The organism is Geobacter psychrophilus (genome assembly GCF_056821595.1).
This window is the reverse complement of the sequence record NZ_JBXDTU010000004.1, coordinates 2,255,938-2,273,629: the sequence shown is the minus strand read 5'-3', so window position 1 is coordinate 2,273,629 and position 17,692 is coordinate 2,255,938. Positions and strand designations below refer to the sequence as shown.

At 52.6% G+C, this 17,692-nt stretch carries 22 protein-coding genes and 1 pseudogene; 1 reads left to right on the top strand and 22 read right to left on the bottom strand.

Annotated features, from left to right (window positions below; all coding sequences use genetic code 11):
- Window positions 1-11: 11 nt before the first annotated feature.
- The 14 genes and pseudogenes from xseB to ACOCF6_RS12970 form a co-directional block, all read right to left on the bottom strand.
- Window positions 12-218 (bottom strand): exodeoxyribonuclease VII small subunit, encoded by a 207-nt coding sequence (gene xseB, locus ACOCF6_RS13035; RefSeq protein WP_482460770.1) that lies wholly within the window; start codon window positions 216-218, stop codon window positions 12-14.
- Entirely contained in the window at window positions 211-1,791 is a 1,581-nt protein-coding gene (xseA, locus tag ACOCF6_RS13030) for an exodeoxyribonuclease VII large subunit (protein WP_482460769.1), read from the bottom strand. Before xseA ends, xseB begins: the two co-directional genes overlap by 8 nt.
- A gap of 8 nt (window positions 1,792-1,799) precedes the next feature.
- Window positions 1,800-2,078, bottom strand: a complete 279-nt coding sequence (locus ACOCF6_RS13025; RefSeq protein ID WP_482460768.1) for a YheU family protein — start codon at window positions 2,076-2,078, stop codon at window positions 1,800-1,802.
- Window positions 2,079-2,368: 290 nt separating this feature from the next.
- Window positions 2,369-2,623 carry a hypothetical protein gene (locus ACOCF6_RS13020; RefSeq protein ID WP_482460767.1) on the bottom strand — a complete coding sequence of 85 codons (255 nt, stop codon included), beginning with the start codon at window positions 2,621-2,623 and terminating at the stop codon, window positions 2,369-2,371.
- Window positions 2,620-3,426, bottom strand: coding sequence for a DNA/RNA non-specific endonuclease (locus ACOCF6_RS13015; protein WP_482460766.1), 807 nt, complete (start codon window positions 3,424-3,426; stop codon window positions 2,620-2,622). Before ACOCF6_RS13015 ends, ACOCF6_RS13020 begins: the two co-directional genes overlap by 4 nt.
- Before the next feature lie 277 nt (window positions 3,427-3,703).
- Window positions 3,704-4,213, bottom strand: coding sequence for a hypothetical protein (locus ACOCF6_RS13010; RefSeq protein WP_482460765.1), 510 nt, complete (start codon window positions 4,211-4,213; stop codon window positions 3,704-3,706).
- 286 nt (window positions 4,214-4,499) lie between these two features.
- Window positions 4,500-5,021, bottom strand: a pseudogene (locus ACOCF6_RS13005) (transposase); the annotation flags it as partial.
- A 53-nt stretch (window positions 5,022-5,074) separates the two neighbouring features.
- Window positions 5,075-5,620, bottom strand: coding sequence for a hypothetical protein (locus tag ACOCF6_RS13000; RefSeq protein WP_482460764.1), 546 nt, complete (start codon window positions 5,618-5,620; stop codon window positions 5,075-5,077).
- Window positions 5,556-5,966, bottom strand: coding sequence for a cation transporting ATPase C-terminal domain-containing protein (locus tag ACOCF6_RS12995; protein ID WP_482463356.1), 411 nt, complete (start codon window positions 5,964-5,966; stop codon window positions 5,556-5,558). The genes ACOCF6_RS13000 and ACOCF6_RS12995 overlap by 65 nt, the downstream gene beginning before the upstream one ends.
- A gap of 320 nt (window positions 5,967-6,286) precedes the next feature.
- Window positions 6,287-6,595 carry a TFIIB-type zinc ribbon-containing protein gene (locus ACOCF6_RS12990; protein ID WP_482460763.1) on the bottom strand — a complete coding sequence of 103 codons (309 nt, stop codon included), beginning with the start codon at window positions 6,593-6,595 and terminating at the stop codon, window positions 6,287-6,289.
- Complete coding sequence (locus tag ACOCF6_RS12985; protein ID WP_482463354.1) at window positions 6,592-6,807, bottom strand: PGPGW domain-containing protein; 216 nt, start codon at window positions 6,805-6,807, stop codon at window positions 6,592-6,594. Before ACOCF6_RS12985 ends, ACOCF6_RS12990 begins: the two co-directional genes overlap by 4 nt.
- Before the next feature lie 176 nt (window positions 6,808-6,983).
- Window positions 6,984-8,135: a hypothetical protein gene (locus ACOCF6_RS12980; RefSeq protein WP_482460762.1), complete on the bottom strand. Its 1,152-nt coding sequence runs from the start codon at window positions 8,133-8,135 to the stop codon at window positions 6,984-6,986.
- 126 nt (window positions 8,136-8,261) lie between these two features.
- Window positions 8,262-8,456: a hypothetical protein gene (locus ACOCF6_RS12975; protein ID WP_482460761.1), complete on the bottom strand. Its 195-nt coding sequence runs from the start codon at window positions 8,454-8,456 to the stop codon at window positions 8,262-8,264.
- Window positions 8,457-8,477: 21 nt separating this feature from the next.
- Window positions 8,478-8,816, bottom strand: coding sequence for a P-II family nitrogen regulator (locus ACOCF6_RS12970; protein WP_482460760.1), 339 nt, complete (start codon window positions 8,814-8,816; stop codon window positions 8,478-8,480).
- 902 nt (window positions 8,817-9,718) lie between these two features.
- On the opposite strand from ACOCF6_RS12970, the gene ACOCF6_RS12965 reads away from it, so the two are divergent.
- Complete coding sequence (locus tag ACOCF6_RS12965) at window positions 9,719-10,132, top strand: thiol-disulfide oxidoreductase DCC family protein (protein WP_482460759.1); 414 nt, start codon at window positions 9,719-9,721, stop codon at window positions 10,130-10,132.
- Between the two features lie 251 nt (window positions 10,133-10,383).
- On the opposite strand, the gene ACOCF6_RS12960 is transcribed toward ACOCF6_RS12965, so the two are convergent.
- The 8 genes from ACOCF6_RS12960 to ACOCF6_RS12925 all read right to left on the bottom strand — a co-directional run bounded on the left by ACOCF6_RS12960 (window position 10,384) and on the right by ACOCF6_RS12925 (window position 17,667).
- Window positions 10,384-12,714: a heavy metal translocating P-type ATPase gene (locus tag ACOCF6_RS12960; protein WP_482460758.1), complete on the bottom strand. Its 2,331-nt coding sequence runs from the start codon at window positions 12,712-12,714 to the stop codon at window positions 10,384-10,386.
- A 150-nt stretch (window positions 12,715-12,864) separates the two neighbouring features.
- Window positions 12,865-14,913, bottom strand: a complete 2,049-nt coding sequence (locus tag ACOCF6_RS12955) for a bifunctional DedA family/phosphatase PAP2 family protein (RefSeq protein ID WP_482460757.1) — start codon at window positions 14,911-14,913, stop codon at window positions 12,865-12,867.
- 214 nt (window positions 14,914-15,127) lie between these two features.
- Entirely contained in the window at window positions 15,128-15,571 is a 444-nt protein-coding gene (locus ACOCF6_RS12950) for an MgtC/SapB family protein (protein WP_482460756.1), read from the bottom strand.
- A gap of 165 nt (window positions 15,572-15,736) precedes the next feature.
- Window positions 15,737-15,982: a cation transporter gene (locus ACOCF6_RS12945; RefSeq protein WP_482460755.1), complete on the bottom strand. Its 246-nt coding sequence runs from the start codon at window positions 15,980-15,982 to the stop codon at window positions 15,737-15,739.
- A complete protein-coding gene (locus ACOCF6_RS12940; RefSeq protein ID WP_482460754.1) occupies window positions 15,957-16,187 on the bottom strand; it encodes a heavy-metal-associated domain-containing protein in 231 nt (76 codons plus the stop codon). Before ACOCF6_RS12940 ends, ACOCF6_RS12945 begins: the two co-directional genes overlap by 26 nt.
- Before the next feature lie 40 nt (window positions 16,188-16,227).
- Window positions 16,228-16,491: a hypothetical protein gene (locus ACOCF6_RS12935; protein WP_482460753.1), complete on the bottom strand. Its 264-nt coding sequence runs from the start codon at window positions 16,489-16,491 to the stop codon at window positions 16,228-16,230.
- Between the two features lie 174 nt (window positions 16,492-16,665).
- Window positions 16,666-17,361 (bottom strand): Bax inhibitor-1/YccA family protein, encoded by a 696-nt coding sequence (locus ACOCF6_RS12930; RefSeq protein ID WP_482460752.1) that lies wholly within the window; start codon window positions 17,359-17,361, stop codon window positions 16,666-16,668.
- A gap of 162 nt (window positions 17,362-17,523) precedes the next feature.
- Window positions 17,524-17,667, bottom strand: coding sequence for a hypothetical protein (locus ACOCF6_RS12925; RefSeq protein WP_482463352.1), 144 nt, complete (start codon window positions 17,665-17,667; stop codon window positions 17,524-17,526).
- Window positions 17,668-17,692: the final 25 nt, after the last annotated feature.

Genomic DNA, 17,692 nt, shown 5'->3' with positions numbered 1-17,692 from the left:
CTCTATTAATATCAGTCACTTTCCAGTTCCTTAAAGGCATCAAGCACTTCAGTCTCAACCTGTTTGAGTTTTTTATCCAGTTCCCTGATTAACCGGGCTCCTTCCTTGACATCTTCTGCAAGTTTGTCGATGGGAGTCTCTGAATTGTCAAGCTTGGTCAGGATCTCGTCCAGTTTTTCTACTTTCTGCTCATAAGTAGGTTCGGTAGCGTCACTCATGGTTTAACTCCTTTGCAGTAACTTCGCTGATCAGAGAACCATCAGCTAAGCGGGTTTGAATAAGCTGCTTTTCAGCGACATCAGCAATGGATCTGACAAGAGTGCCCTGTTCGCTGTAGACAAGGGCAAAGCCACGCTTCAAAACAGTCTGCGGGTCAATAGCTTTCAGGATGGCCATTTTGTCATTCAGGCTGGTACGAGCCAGAGCAATCCTCTGCAAAACCCGCTCTTGCTTGAGCCGTCCCTTGATATTTGTGAGAAGCATCGATTTCAATTTGAATGCCGAAAAGAACCGGGCTTTCAGTTGCTGTCGGTTTTTCTCGTTGCGCTCACGTTCAGCTGCCAGGCGCCGCAGAAAGCGATCTTTTTCAAAGCGTTGCTTCAGTCCGGACAGTGTCTCTCCTGTTCGGGTAAGACAGTGAGTCACTCCTGATGAGAGTTTTTGCCGTTTTGCTGTTAGGCGTTCCAAGTGATTCTTGGTCAGTGCCAGCGGGAGAGAACGTAAATTTTCCCTTCGCCGCCCTATTCTAATCTGCTCAGTTGACAACCGCCGCTGTACCCGGGCACGCAGTTCTTGTGCCTGTTCCCTCAAGCAGCTTGCTGTCACATCAAGCAGTTTTCTCGGCCCCTGCTGTATGCCGGTCACCGCTCTTGCCAGATAGTCCTGGTCGATTTTCAAGCGGTAGGCCCAGACGGTCTTCAGAGTGTTAGTGGCCTCATCCAACTGCCGGCGCATCTGGACAAAACGGGCCACCAGTTCCTCTGCTGCCGCCGTCGGCGTCTTGAAAGAGCGATTGGCGATATAGTCCAGGATACTCGTATCGATTTCGTGACCGATACCGGTCCACACAGGCTTGGGGTATCCGGCAATTTTCCTGGCAATGGCCTCATTATCCAGGAAGTAGAGATCAGTCTTGCTGCCGCCACCCCGGAGGATAAGTACAAGGTCGACATCGAGTCCGGTAAGGGCATCCAAGGCTCGAAGGACCGATTTTTCTGTCTGGTCACCCTGGACCATAGCATCGGCCAGGTAAATCTTGAAGCCGTAGCCTGACGCTGTGAGGGTCTGAATGAAGTCATTGTATGCTGCGCTCCCGGCACTGGTAATCAGGCCAAGCCTTATAGGGAGGATCGGTACGAAGCGTTCCTTGTTCGTCTCGAACAGCCCTTCATTTTGCAGGCGCTCGATGATCTCTCTCTTTTTCAGTTCCATTTCACCCAAAGCAATCGATGGATCGGCATCAATGACTCTGAGAGACAAGCCGTACTGGGGACTAAACTGAAGGGAACAGAGAAAACCGACCACCGTGCCATTTGTCAGCACAAGATCCATGTTCCTGGCTTTGAACAGCTCCTTAATGGTGCCGAGTTCTCTCTGCCAGATGGTGCAGGCAATCTTTGCGACGATTTTTCCGCCGGCATCCGTTTCAACCAGATCACAGTAAAAAGCTCCGCCTCTTTCCCGGCCAGTGGATATCTCGGCCTTGACCCAGAACTGCTTGCTGATGGCAGGTTCCAGCAGTTCATTGATCCGCTTTGTGATAGAGGAGAGGGGGAAGAATCGTTTATCCATCGATGCGGTCACCTGCTCGGAATGATGTTACAGGTCTTGGATACCAGGTCGAAGGCTATTTTCGCCTGCCCGGTGCGGAGCTGCTTCAGCACTTGATCAATTTTGGTTTCAAGGGAGTATTCCGTGTCTGGCCACTCTCGGGTGACGAATTCGGAAATCAGGTTGCGAAGTGTTTCCGGGTTGATGCTGTCCCAGGGGACTTCAACCCCATCCTCGTCAGCATTAGTCTCAGTCGATTGCGAACTGCAATCATCCGAAACCATTATTACTTCGGTTGAATCAGGCAAGCTTATGCTCCATTAGGCTGGTTGTTGTATCAGGCGAAGACAGTGCGGAACATTCACGCGCCGGTCCGTTGTCTTGTATGAGGGCCGTACTTATCAAGCCATGCTGTAATGGCATTATCAGCTTTCTGTCTTGCCTGGAAGAATTCGTTTGGTGAATGACGGAGTGTATTGGCGTGACTGTACAACTCGATCACATGACAGCGCTCTTTGACGGATGCCTCGTTAGGGGCATAGCTGGGAGTTCTCACAACGTCCGCCTTTCTCTAAAAAATTTCTGATTCGAATTCATTCTAGTCAAATGGGTTCTTAACGGCCTTAACCGGTTTGAGAGACACCTTATCAGGAAGCTCTGCGCTTTCCAGTTCCGTCAGGGTCAGGTCCAGGATCGCCTTCAGTTCCCGTGCGGCAGCTAGACCTTCCTTGTCACGGGTGATATCAATGCTGCCGAAGAGCGACACCCTGTCAACCCGGTTCTCGATGGTGATCCCGCCGATCTGTAGGCAATCGCTTTCGTTCGCGAAGGGTTTGATTCCTTTCCTGCTCATCCTCGGCCTCCCTTGCGCTTGCGCTCCTTGTATGATTTTAGTTCAGGCAGGCGCATGAGTCTGGATTTGACGTTTTCCTCTACTGAAGGGAAGATGCTGATCCCGGTAATTTTTTCAAGCTCGGATATGGAGATTTTTTCAGGTTGGGCATCTGCGGTGTTATCAATCAGGTATGCACCGGTTTCTTTTCTCTGCGGATCGTAAATGGCCTTGAACATCTTTGTCGGCACCATTACGGCGCCACCAATCTGCTCGATGTTGCTACCCTGATAGATCGGACCGGTGACGACAAAGATGTCACCTTTACTCTTTGCCATCATTCTCACAGCTGATTCGATCCCTTCCCATGGGCCCCGGTTGTTTTCCGGAACTTGGGGGATCATATTCGCAAGAGAGAAACATTCGTATTGAGACTGCAGGTCGAACATATCGGCTGAAGGGGCTACGTGACCTCGGTCGTATCCAGACTTGGCATAGTGACGCAGTTCGGCCCGTTCCGATCTTTGAATATTCTCGTCGGGGTGGAACTTGCTCTGCCGTTTCATTCCCTTACCCTGTAGTATTCGCTCTCGCGTTAGATGCTCGGCAGCGTAGAGGGGAGTTCTGGTAATACCGGAATGCTTGACCGCAAAACCCGAATAGCAGATTTCACGCGATTTTGCGGTGAGCTTTTGATTGATGAAGTCAGGGGCTATGCCGTTTGCGAAGTGTTCTGGGCACCCGGTTTGGGCTGCCATCACTGGAACGGACAACAGAAGGCTTGATATCGACAACGCTACAAGAAAAAATCTTTTAATGCTCATTTGTAAACCTCCAAAAGAAGGCGTAACTCTATCAATTTACGGGTGATTTTACAAGGAAAGAGCTAGGAAAAAGCAAAGTTGGGGCATGTCAACTGGATTGTGTAAATGGTCTTTTCGGTTTTCTGAAGTTCAGTATTATTTCAACGGAGCGGGAGCTGACCGGCCCAGTTTTATAAAGGGCCGGTCCTGCTTCCTGGTTGGCAATTTCTCTATTCATTTCACTTTATAAAATGGAAAACGGAAAGTTGACCCTTATCCTTTCGATTCTATTTGGGCACTACTTGGGAAACGTAACGGTTCTCCGGAACTTCGGCTGGTCATTTATAAACGGCACTTTCTCTGCAACATGACAGGCTATGCAGGCTGACCTCGCTATGAGAAACTGTTCCTTTGCCTTTACTTTGTCTTTAGAAGTAATAGCTTCGCTAACCGATACCCACGGACCCTTTAAAAAAATAGCCGTTGCATTAGCCTCACGTGCGGGCCGCCTGAGATAACCCAGTTCGATAGTTTCCTTGATCTTCTTCCAGTGGTAGTTAGCCAAATCATAATTGCCGTCAATGATGGCATCATACGTTCGATCGTACCGTTCACCTACGAATTGCATAGACATGGAAAAGCCTCCAAACATCTGCTGAATCCGTTTGAACCGTTCCGTGTCATCTTTTGCATCCAAGAGCCAATTGTCGCTTGTCTTCGGTGGCTGTTCTGCACTGACTAAGGATGCGAATGCAAGGCACCATGTTGCGAAAGTTGAAGCAATTAGAAGTTTCCCAATCTGTCTCATACCATTCTCCTTTTTTTGTGATCTTTTAAAAATTGGTAAAATCATCCCCCTTGCCCTATCTGTTCTTCATTTGGCGACAACTCATTATTGATCAGATCTGGCCATCCACCAAATTGGGATGTTGGACAACAAATTATCTATAATCTCCCTGCTTCAGTAACAAAGAGGATTATGCCCCCCCATTTTCAGAAGTTCAGCATCCGGTCTCCAAAAATGATACTAAACTGATTCAATGCAGACTTCCAATCCTTAATCGGCATTGTCCACTTTTTCGCAATATTCTTCACTTTATCCTGACGGCATCTAGGTAGACAATAGGGTAAACCTCGTCCAGTGGTCGGTTCTGCCATAGCAGCACCTCTTTACTGACAGCATCGGTAACTTGGGAAATCGAGGCAGGAGAGACATCTATCCCATAAATTTCCTATAGATGGCCCTGAATGTCACGAGTGGTCATGCCTCTGACGTACATGGAGATTATCTTGTCGTCAAAGCCGATAAAGCGGGTTTCACCTTTGGGGAGGATGACCGGTTCAAATGTTGAGTTGCGGTCACGGGGTGTAGTAATATCGAGGTTGCCAAACTCACCAGAGATGGTTTTCTTATAACCACCGATTCTAGAGTTACCACTGTTCTTGCCAGTGGGAGAATGTTTCTCATAACCGAGGTGTTCTGTCAGTTCGGTTTGCATTGCCCGTTCTAACAACCTCTTGGTCAGTTGTTTCAGAAGTCCATTCTCGCCTATCAAGTCTTCGGGTTTCTTGTAGCCTTTCATCAAAATATCGAGCAGTTCGTCTGTTGTGGCCATCGGTCTCTCCTATCTTTTGTATTTACCGATTTTAGCCACTTACACAATCAACTTTACAACCCCCCGGCCGCTGTCATAACCGTCTTGAGCTTTGCGGCGGCTGCGTTATAGAGTTCCTGAGCTTGTGTGTTTTTCTTCCGGTACTCAAGCAGTGCCATAGGGTTTTTGTCAGCAACAAAGCTCTTGATGGCGTCAAATGATTCCGCATAGGCTTTATAAGCGGCAATCAAGCCTGTTCTTCCCTCGTTAAGAAGGCTCTTCGCTTCAGGTGGCAGTACTTCAGGAATTACCTTACTGGCCAGTGATTCTCCTGCAAGCAGGCATTCCGCTTTTGCCTTGTCAATGATAGAAGACCAGTTGATGGAAACTTCTCCCCCTTTGATGACATTCTTCAGTTCATCGACCGCCAGCTTGACAGCCTTGTCTGTAAGGTTCTCAATGTTCAGAATCTCCTTCTGGAATGCCAGCAGTTTTTCTTTGTCAGCAGAGGAGAGTTTGAGAGCAGGGATCTGTTGCGGCGGCTCGGGTGCTTTTTCAGTTGTGCAGCCGCAGAGCGCCATCATTCCAGTCATAATAATCATCAATAGAATCTTTTTCATAGTTGCCTCCGTTGTTATTGTGTGTTTGTAAGGCTACTGTCAGTACGGACTGAAGCCTGACAATCCATTTACAAATTTCTTCCATCAGCAGGACAGAGGCTGACACCGCCACAGCCAGACACCAGTCGGCAGTGGAGAGTGTTATGGTATGAAACAGGGTCTGGGCCGGCTTCCAGGTCACAGCAACCACCTGCAATGTTATCACCCCGATAATTGCAAGCCAGAGCATCCGGTTGGCAAACAAGTTGCGGTTAAGGACCGAATCCGTTTCATTGCGCGAATTAAGGACATTGAACACCTGAAAAAGCACGAAAGTTGTAAAGGTAAGCGTAAGGGCACCCCCAATGAACTACCTCGCAGCAAGCTACGAGGTATTACGTCAGTAATTGATTTCTCTCATCGAAGCAAGCTTCGGGGAATATGACCCGGAGAGATTTTAATGTCCTGCTCAAGACAATCACAGTTCATTGGTCTGATGCTTGCGATACGGGGTTGGTCACTAATCCGCCGAGATTTCTTTATCGGCAACGGATAGCGCGATAGCAGTGATCATTTTGGCGGTTTCGGTGCTCATTAGGTCGAGCAACAGCATAGTGTCATGATAATGCTGATAATAACAAAGAGAAGGGGGCCACCGGGGACACGCCCTTCTCTCCTGAAAGGTTATCAGTCGAACAATTCCGCCAGCCATGACTTCCTCTTGGAGTAGCCGGCATTACTATAGCCTTGATCATCATGATGCGGCTTGCCATGGTGCTGCTGATTATAGCCCGGCTGCTGGTACCGAGGTTCTGGCTGTTGGTACTGGGGTTCTTGATGCTGGGGCTCTTGTTGCAGGGCATCTGAGCGTTCGATGATTTTATCCAGTTCTCCACGGTCGAGCCAGACACCACGGCATTCGGGACAATAGTCGATCTCCACTCCCTGGCGTTCTGCCATTTTCAAATCAACTCCTGAGCAAACTGGGCATTTCATGGCGCATCCTCCTTATAGTTTTGTTTGTTGCTGCTATTGCAGTTGATTATAGCAGATTGAATTCGCTCACGTACTATCGTCAGCATTCTATAGGCCCAGGCGAACTCGGTGGCTAGTATGCCTAATCCAACCGGGATAGAGCCAGGTTTATGGGTTTTCAGTGAGCCAGTGATACGCAAATCAGTGTGAACCGGCTTCGAAATTTGCCCCACATCGGCACCGAGGTGTGAACCGCCGAACTCTTTAACGTGCTTATTTTTCAATGTTATATCAAATTAAAGTGGGTCAAATTGGACGCCGATGGTGGGTAAGAATTGAAATCTGATTTACAGCGAGACTGCCCGAGCATCATTCAGATGCATGAATACTCAACTATCTACTGTGCGGGTCAGTGGTTTCCTCGGCCGCCGCCTCCACCGGATCTGCCGCTTCCGCCAGATCTGCCGCCTCCACTGAATCCGCCACCTCCGTGGGAGAATGACTGCGACGCTCCGCCCATTCTTGACGGCATACTGACGCCTCTTCCGCTGTTCGAGGTCAGGCTAATCTCTCGGCTGATTCGGCCGCTGTGACCTGACCGAGCACCCATCGACCGCTGAGTCGCACCAATGCTCGGCGGATTCAAGCCTCGACCGGTTCTCGACCCGAAGAACGCTTCACCACCTCTCGAACGCGCCGCGCCCCTGAATTCTCGGCTGCCTCTTGGAGCCTGGAAAGTCGAAACACTGTTACTGCGTCCTCTTCCGACACCGATGAACTCACGACTCGAATTAGTTCGAGTTCCATCGAAAAAAGCTCGTCCATGGAACCGGTCTACTGCATTCACACGGAAGGTTCGACCGTAAAAGGTGTCACGGAAGTGGTTAGACACGAAGAAGTGTTGGTTGCCAAAAAATTGCGCCTGGTGGAAATTGTTCAGCACAAAGAAACCCGGAAACCAAAAACCAGCACTCCAAAAACCGAACGGGACCCACCCATACAGTGAGTAGTATGCGGGTGGCGGAGCGTAATAGGTGACAATCGGCGGACCTGTGCTCTGGTAGTAGTTCTCAATCACAGTCTGGCTAGGGTAATTCGGAGTCGTGACTTGTGCAACCGGAGAATTTGTGCCTTCCTGTGGTTCTAGCGGGTTACTTGCGTCAGTTGGCGCCAGTGTAATCGGCAAATTAGACTGCGCTAGCACGCTGTCAAATTTCTGAAGTGCCTCTTCCACTCTCAGTGAAATTTTCCCCGAGACCGCTGCGTCTTGCACAGCATTGGACAGTTCAGCTGCGATGTCTGGAGTAACTGGATAATCCGCGAGCCAACCATTTTTCGGGATGATGTTGACCTCTGAAAGCAGCTTTTCTGCCTCGGTCTCGTTGGCCGGGGTTCCGAGACTCAGCGCCAGACTGAGCTTAAGTGCAAAATCACCTTCGCGGATCAACGGTTGAGCAATTTGTGGGGGAACATCTGCCGCGAGAACTGTTTGAACCGCAGTCAGCATCGGCAACCAGAGAAGCATCATCAGTCCTAGACTTTTGAGAACATATCCACGCATAGTAGTCATTCCTTTCACTATATTACCAACCTCTTAATTTTATTCTATTCCGATTCTAAAGAATCGGCGACTAAAAAGGTTCCATCCAAAAATGTAACATTACGAATATGTTCATATTTATTGTCACTACTGTCCGGTTAATAAGTGAATAAGTCCAATACGCAAATCAGCATATCCCTGTGGGGCAATACCACCGTTCGTTAATTCCTCATAGACGTCAGTGCGAATGCCTGTGCTATTGGCCTTAATCAGGGCGGAGCTTTCAGCCCAACCACTTAGCACCATCAGTGAAATCATTAAAAACAGACCGGCTTTGTTCATATGACTGACTCGATTTTTGGGTTAGACCGCCGCTTCGCACCGTGCGTGGGTTCGTATCCGCACCGCCTCAAGTACGTTGATTACGTAGAATTTTCCTCCCCCCTTTTCGCTGGTCCAGGCCTGCTGACGAATGGCATCCACAATCTCCCAGACAACGGCATCCGAAGCCATGATCGTAATGCGAACATTTCTGGCGAAATAGTTGATCTGACTGTCAACTCTCTTACGTACCGCGCCTTTTACGCGGCCGAATCCGTTGTTTTCCTCTGCGCTCATCCCGGTCAGGCCAGCAACGAGCCTGATTGCTTCGGTTACCCGTTCAAGAACAGCTGGTTTGATGTAAGCAATTATCTGTTTCATTCGGAAATCTCCTTTTGAGTTTAAGTTCCGCTCTTCGTTCCCACCAGCGACACAGGGGCGGCAGAACAACGAGGGTAAGTAATGTGGATGTTATTAGCCCGCCGATAACGACGGTAGCCAGACGTCACTTCCAGCAGATACTGGATATCGATGACGTTGATGCCGTAGCGGGAGATGGCCTCATGTAAAAAGGTTGTGGACGCACCAAGACATGGAAAGAAGAAATTTGTCCCTGGATGGGGACACACTACTCCCGGTGTGGTGTTTTAGGCTTGTTCTTGTGGGGGGATAAACTTGGAAAGATAGACTTCGGGTAAAAACTTGAAGGAGAAATAAAATTTAGTCTTCTGAATAGACAGGTTGTTGAATTCAAACGACTGGACGGTCAGAGGGGCATGACAAGCGCAATTGATACAGGTATCACAACCATCGTAATCTTTGTGTTGTTCAAACGGGGCACATGGACACTGCTGAGCGGCGGAGACTTCCGAAGGTGATGCTTGATAATTCGCCACGTTGACGTGATCCTGCATGGCATGAGCACTTTCATACACGCTAGTTATCGTCACAGTCAACATGACTATGAGGAGAAGTTTTGAAAAGAATTTGAGAGAAATTAATTTTTGCATTTGTTTTGTAATAATGTTCAACTTGCTCTAAATTGTCAAGAATCTATTTCGTTGGTGTCTATTTCGTTGGCTTACGAACGAATGGCTGAAGTGGCAGTTTGTGAATAGTCCGTTTCATCAAGTCCCGAAATTTCTTAGTACCGGCACTCATCCCTGTGTGCACTGCGGTTGCCAGTTTCAGGGCACTACGGAAACAGCCTGCGAAAAATGCACATGACAAAACCCGCCAGTCAAACTTATTGCAGCAAGAAAAACTAGTATAGAGGATGACTCGTGAAACAGCCTGAGTTTCCAGTCCGGATTTTCTATGACGGAGCATGTTCTGTCTGTGCGACCGAGATTGAGCACTACCTGCGCCGGGATCGGGCCGGCAAACTCATGGGGCAAGACATCAGTGCTCCGGGTTTCGCTCCGGAAAAGTATCAAATCCCTTTGGCAGATTTCATGTATGAACTTCACGTTATAGACCGAAGCGGGAACATTTATCGTGGGGTTGAAGCATTCTGGGCAATCTGGCAGGCATTCCCGGCATCAAGCGTGTATGGTTTATTGGGGAAGATCGTCACCGCCCCCGTACTGAACCCGTTAGCCCACCTTCTATACAAGGGGTTCGCCCGCATCAGAACGTACCTGCCGAAGAGACGCGATTGCAGCAGCGGCACCTGCAATATCAGTAAGAGGCATTGAAATAGGACGTCAGGAGAGATTACGAAGAAATCTGTCGGAGCAAAATCCCTACTTTTCCCTACCCCAGTACTGATGGTTTGTACCTATGACCAAGCCGGCAAACAAAACCTTATGAACTAAGACGTGGGTTTCAACTTCGCACTAAATGGCGATTTTGGTGAGATCGACCACACGATAGATGACATTTTTATACCGAAACTCGTCGCATCGCCTTTTATAGATGATATGCCTGATTGCTGAATCCTGTCACCTCACTTCTTCTGGGATTGAAAAGCAAGCAGTCGCAGCGCGTTGACCACGACGACAAGCGTCGATCCCTCGTGCACCAGCACCGCCACGCCGATCCCCGCCCAGCCGAACAGGGTCGCGGGAATCAATAATGCCACCACGCCCAGCGACACCCACAGGTTCTGGCGGATCACGTTCCGCGATGCGCGGCTCAAGGCCACGGCAAACGGCAGGTTGGAGAGATCGTCCGCCATCAGCGCCACGTCGGCGGTTTCCAGCGCCACGTCGGTGCCCGCGCCGCCCATGGCGATGCCGACCGTGGCGCGCGCCATGGCCGGGGCGTCGTTGACCCCGTCGCCGACCATGGCCACCTGTCCGTAACGTTGCCCGAGCTCTTCCATGGCCTGCACCTTGTCCTCCGGCAACAGATCTGCTTTCACTTCGTCCAAGCCAACAGCGTCACCGATGGCACGGCCCACGCGTTCGTTGTCTCCGGTGAGCATGATGGTCTTGCGGATGCCGATCTGGCGCAGTTGTTCCAATACCTCCTTCACCCCTTCACGTGGCGTATCGGCCAGGCCGAGTCCACCCAGGAACTGCCCATCCACCTGAATCAGCATGATGGTTTTGCCATCTGACTGGAGGCGCTCTGTCAGCTGTTGAATTTCTTCCGGGATGGTTTCTCCGGCAAATAACCTGGCGTTACCAATCGCCACTTTCTGCCCATCGAATTCGGCGCGCACGCCTTTCCCGGTCACGGATTCCGTCTCCCCGGCCTCGCTCCAGGTCAAACCGCGCCGCTTCGCCTCCGCCACAACCGCCTGCGCCAGGGGATGCGCGCTGCGGCTTTCCACGGCGGCGGCGAGGGTCAGCAGACGTTCCTCGTTTCCATTGACGGCGACTACATCGGTCACCGCGGGCTTGCCGACGGTCAAGGTGCCGGTCTTGTCGAAGGCGATGGCCGTGAGCACGCCGAGATTTTCCAGATGCACGCCCCCCTTGATCAGCACGCCGCCGCGCGCGGCGCGTGCGATGCCGGACAGCACCGCCGAGGGGGTGGCGATGGCCAGCGCACAGGGCGAAGCCGCCACCAGAACCGCCATGGCGCGGTAAAAGGATTCGGTGAAAGGAAAGCCGAACAACGGCGGCAGCACGATCAGCAAGACGACACCCACCAGGACGATGGGCACGAAGAGCCGCTCGAAACGGTCAGTAAAACGCTGGGTGGGTGATTTCTGCGTCTGCGCCTCGGCCACCATCACCACCATGCGCGCCAGCGTGCTCTCCTGCGCCAGCTTGATCACCTCGACGACCAGCGAACCTTCGCCGTTGACCGTGCCGGCGAATACCTTGTCGCCCGGTTGTTTGTCTACCGGCATGGATTCGCCGGTAACCGGAGATTGATCGACTGCCGAGTTGCCGGACGCCACCTGGCCGTCGGCGGGGATTCGCTGGCCGGGTTTGACGATCACCCGGTCGCCGCGCAGCAGTTCCTCCACCCGTACCTCGATCTCCACGCCCCCGCGCTGCACGATGGCGGTCTTGGGCGCCAGCTCTGCCAGCGCCTCGATGGCCTTGCGCGCGCGGTCCATGGCCAAGTGTTCCAGCGCGTGACCCAGGCTGAACAGGAACAACAGGAGCGCGCCTTCCTCCCAGGCGCCGAGCGCTGCCGCTCCGGCGGCCGCGACAATCATCAGGGTGTCGATGTCGAAGCTGCGGCTCTGCAAACTCTGCCAGGCATCGCGCAGGGTATAGATGCCGCCCGCTGCGTAGGCGCCCAGCAACAGGCCAAGCGCCAGGCCGCGCGGCGCGCCGGCGAGACCCGCGAGCCAGCCGGCCAGTAACAGCAAGCCGGCAACACCGCTGAAAATGAGCTCGCGATGCTCGGCAAACCATCCGGCCTCGCGGCCTTCCTCCAGCACGGTATAACCGAGCGCCTGGATGCGCCGGACGATCACTGTGCGCCCGATTTTTTCGCTGTCGAATTCCAGGCTAAGGCGTTCGGCCGCGTAACTCATGGAGGCTTCCAGCACCCCCTCCATGCGCGACAGCGCGTGTTCGATCACCGTGGCGCAGGTGGCGCAGTCCATGCCATCGATGCGCAGACTCTCGTGACGATAGCGATTGGAGATCTTCGCCCCGGCCGCTTGCGCCAGTTCGCGTACCCGGCTCACGCTGAACCGCTGTGGGTCGTAATGCAGGCACAGGAGGGCGCTCCCATCCTCGCGGGCCAAGTGTACCTTTTCCAACCCTTCGGCCTGCAGCAATTCAGTCAGCCGCCCTACGCAGGCGTCACGCTCATCGGCGACGTCCGGCAAGACCACGGACAATTCCAGTTTAAGTTTTTCGTTCATGTTGTTACTCCTTAGAACCAATTTATTGCAGTGGGGGCAGCCCTCGCTTGTTCGGCCACCGTTGCCCTGTTCACATTCATTACTTGACCTTTCATTTTCTTGTTCCGATAATGGCAAAATGCGCGCGATTGCAGCTCTTCGTTTGTCAGATCACCAATTGCGTACCAACAACACATTTCCGCTCCAACGATATTCCTTTTCCATCGGGCCGGGAGCAGGCGAACGTCGAACCAGGCGTCGCTCGCGCCCGTTCAGTGACTGTTCCAGCAACGCAAGAGGCGCGTCATATCCGTCCGCAGTCAGAGGCAGACGCAGGAACGGCAAGCGTCCAGGCTTCTGGAACGAAACGCTCCCAACCCAGAGCGGAATCCCATCGGGATCGAGCAGCATGCCGGTGTTCCAGAGACGGAGAGCGAGCTGCCGGTCAAGCCCGGCTTCTCCTTCCTTTAAGTCCGTGTTCAGAGGGCGGACCAGAATCAACGATTCATGTCTGCCGTCATGCACTTGCGGCAGCACTGGCAGCTCGGCAAGCAGGGGTGCCGGCGACAACCAGCGCAAGGCGGAGGTCGCGCTCAGCGGGACGGGCTCGCGCCAACCTTGCGAGGCGAGCTTCTCACTCACGGCGAGAAGCGAGCCGGCCCATTGCACGTTGAGCGGATGCTGCGGCTCGCCATCGAGGTCCTGCCGATAGGCAGGCTGCAACTTCCACCCCTCTTGCCACCAGGATGCGGCGTCCTGATGCCGGACCGTGACCTGCTGCGCGTAGCGCTGCATATCCGTGGAATACCGAACGGTCATGTGCCATCCGCCCGCCAACACGAGTGCGAGCAATGCGACGCGTGCCAAACCGCGCGGCAGAGCCAAAGGATGGGAGTGCCGATAATATGCGATGGCGCACAACGTAACCGAAGCCAGCCCGAGGCTCAGCCCCCCGGCAACGTCCGAGAACCGGTGGATACCCAGATACAATCGTGACAGCGCGATTGCGCCGATGAGCAGCGCAGCCAGGGCATAAGTGAGCCGGCGCCGCGACGGGGAAAGATTGCGGGCGATGAGCACGGCCAGGAACCCGTATATCACCGCGCTCATGGAGGCATGGCCGCTGGGAAAGGCGTAGACGGAGAGGCTGTCGTATGGAATGGTGATCGGCCGAGGCCGCTGCAAGACCTGCTTCAACACCATGGCGGCGATTTGACCGAAAGCCACCACTGCGACCCAGTATGTGGCCGCGCGCCAGCAGCGACGCAACAAGAGCCAGACCATCACCGCCGCCGCAACAAGCGCGATAACCGCGCCGTCGCCCAACTCCGTCACAAGCACCATGGCCCGGTCGCCCCACGGCGTCCGCAGACCCTGAATAAACCGGTACAAAGCTTGATCCGTGCGCACAAGGAGATCGCCCGTGACAACATTTACAAGCACTCCCAGGAACAACCAGCTGGAGGCAATCAGCAGTATTCCCAAGACCAGTAGTGCCTTCGCCTCCGGCTGGGCCGGGTCAAGCACGCCACCTATTACTCTATTCACTCTCGGATGCTGGCTGCCCCATGCCAGAAACCATTGCGTCAGCCGTACCGCATGCGGTGGCAGCACCTGGAAGAACCAGCGAATGAGCCACCAGATGAACCAGAGCATCGCCGCGACCAGTACCAGCAGCATCGCCAGCCGCACCGCGACCACGCCCGCCAGGGCAAGCGAGGCGCCGAAAGCCATGCCGGGAATCAGATAGGCCGGCGCCCAGGCGAGTGCCGACAAGACGTTCACTGCGTAGAAGGCCGCAGGCCGCATCCCGAGCATACCGGCAACTAGCGGAACAATGGGACGGATGGGACCGACGAAGCGGGCGAAGAGAATACTCTTGCATCCGTGGCTACGAAAAAACACCTCACCGTGCGATAGCCATTCCGGATGGCGATGGAACGGCCAGAAGGCATGCAGCCGGTCGCGATAGCGGTGGCCGATCCAGAAACTGATGCCGTCGCCGACAATCGCACCCGCCACGGCGGCAAGCAGGGTTGGCCAGAAGCCGATTGCCCCTTGGGCCACGAGCGCCCCGGCGGCGATCATGACCACAGCTCCGGGCACGACCAGGCCTACCATTGCCAGCGATTCGGCCATGGCAACGACAAAGACCAGGACATCAGCGACGGACGGATGCATCCCGATCCAGCTCACAGCATTTTGCAAGAGGCTTGTCACCAGGCCTGTTTCCTTCTCCTATGGAATTAGGGATTCGGTAATTATTGATATACCGTTTTTCAATGTAGGGGCAAAAGCAAACGTCTCACCTGCTTTGCCCTTGCTGAAACGGAGACAACAGGCGGGCGAAGCAGAAGAAACTTGCTTCGTCCCTACAGATGTAAATGGCATTTTGGTAAATACCGAGTCCCTTATGCCAAACGACGACACTTTTCTATTCGGGATAGTCTTGTTGGTTACCATTTTTATTGCCAAGCCGCTTCCAGCCGGGGAGATGATTAAGCGCGAGGGTCGCAAAAATCAGCACTCCCGTGAGGGTCGCCAACACATACATTCCGAAAGCGCTGGCCATGCCCACTGCCGCCGTCGCCCAGAGCGTTGCAGCGGTCGTTAGTCCTGCCACGCCCCCCTTGTTCTGAAAAATGACGCCTGCTCCGATAAAGCCTATGCCGGAGACAACTTGCGCCGCGATACGAGTCGGATCATTGGCCACGTGGACAGCTATCAAACAGAATGCGCAAGCACCCAGAGCGATCGACATGTAAGTCCGAATGCCCGCATCGCTCGCATGGTGTTCTCTTTCCCAGCCGATCAAGCCTCCTATCAGCGCAGCGACCATCATGCGCATGGTATAAAGAAGTTCAGTTTCGATATCCATTTTCTTCGTTTACCTCCTCACGTCTATACATCGAGTGGCGCAGCCAGTGCCGGATTGATCCACGACGGTGGCCGCTCAGCGCAGTAACTTCAGATACAATCAACAGCCACCTTAATTGGTCTTTTCTTCCTTCGGTAATTCGTCCGGTTGCTCCACCACCCCAGCCTACATGCCGGCGGCGCTCAGGGCAACTACTACCGAATCCAGCGATGGCAGGGTGTGGGAGATGACAAGGTTTCTCTGCAGAAGGTTGAATTCGAGTCCCGTCACGCCGGGAAAACCTTTCAATTTGTTCCGGATCAGCGCTTCCTCAGTCGGACAGTCCATATTTTCGATGCGTAGCTGCTCCTGACGGCTCGCCTGAGCAGCGGGGAGAGCGGTGACCTCAATTACCCTCGGCAATTGTGGCATAGCCAGCTGCCGCAATACCATCACGAATCGCAGTCGCCGTAGTCTTGGCCGGGTCGTAGAGAACCACAACCTTGCGGTCGCTAAGCAGTGTCGCCACTTTGGTCACTCCGACAATTCTCTTTGCTACACTCTCCAGGTGTCTGGCGCAACCGGAGCAATCCATACCACGAATCTTCAGTTCAAGAGTTGTATGTGGTGGGGCCATCGATAGTCCTTTTCATCCGGATAAATCTGAGTGAGTCTTTTTACGTCATGCTCATCTCTGCCTGACGCATAATATACCCCAATCGCCATCGCTCACCTGAGCATACTTGGATAAACCAGCGGATGAAGTGAAATTCAATCCTAAATACGCAAAAATATAGATAAGTGGTATGAGCATTACCGAGATGAGCAACCACCCGGCAGCTGCAGTAATGGCTGGCAGGATTGAGGTGAAGATGTTTCACCAGATGCATTGCGGCTTCATCGATGTCCTTGTGGATGTAGGTCAGTAGCTCGAAACCCACAAGGAGAACCAGTAGCCCTTTTGCTCCTTCAAAGAGCGCAACAACATTCAGTCCACGTGCGTGTGACTGTTTGCTCAGATGCTTTGGGACTTTGGTGCGGCTTTTTTACATCCGTTTGTCTGCATCAATTCACTCAGCAGACCCAACTATTTTATAGGGTATACGTTCATCGTATTATCGCCGGTCACCGGTAAACCGTAGCAACATAAGAAAAAGGTTTATGAAATCAAGATACAGTGTCAATGCCCCGAGAATAGCTGATTTTCTTCCTTCCGTTCCCTGAGCTGCCATTGCTTTGATTTTCCAGGTGTCATATGCAGTAAGACCTGTGAAAACAATCACGCCGATACCTGATATGACCCAGGAGACTGCACTGCTGCCAACGAAGATGTTGACGACCGAGGCGATTACCACACCGATCAACCCCATGAACAGAAAACTGCCCCATGATGTGAGGTCACGCTTGGTCATAAAGCCAAAAAGGCTCATGGCGCCAAACATCCCGGCAGTGGTAACAAAGGTGGAGGTAATAGAGTTGGCGGTGTAGGCTAGCGCCACACTAGAAAGGGTGATTCCGTTAAGTGCGGAGTAGGCAATGAATACAAAAGTCGCAGTTGAGGCGCTCATCTTGTTTATTGCACCTACAAGAGTGAACACCAGAGCCAGTTCTCCGATCATTATTCCGTAAAAGACAAGCCTGTTTCCAAATACGGCATTGAGTATCGCCGGTGAGGAGAGCGTGATGAGCGACATAAAAGCTGTTATTGCCAATCCTGCTCCCATCCAGGCGTATACCTGACGGATAAGAGAGTTTTGTCTCACAACTACCTGGGTTGCGCTACGTGGCTGCGTGGTACTAAATTCATTCATGATAAAGCTCCTGTTTTCAATCTTTCTGGAGGCACGATCATGTCAGATCTCAGAAGTAAGATTGACTGTTAATAGTCGCCTTGGGAAATATACTTTTTCTTGTCTTGCCATATTGAGGCCAGTATACCATTTTTAGCAACATTAGGTGATTGTTTCGGTTTCTCAAATAACCTCGCCAAAGAACTTGCCGACTCCGGCGGTTAGTCCCATTGCAAGCACGCCCCAGAATGCAACACGAATAGCGCCCTTAGCAATGGGAGCACCACCGGCGTATGCTGCGGTAGCACCCAAAATGGCTAGAGTAATCAGCGCAGTCGCAAATCAATCATCT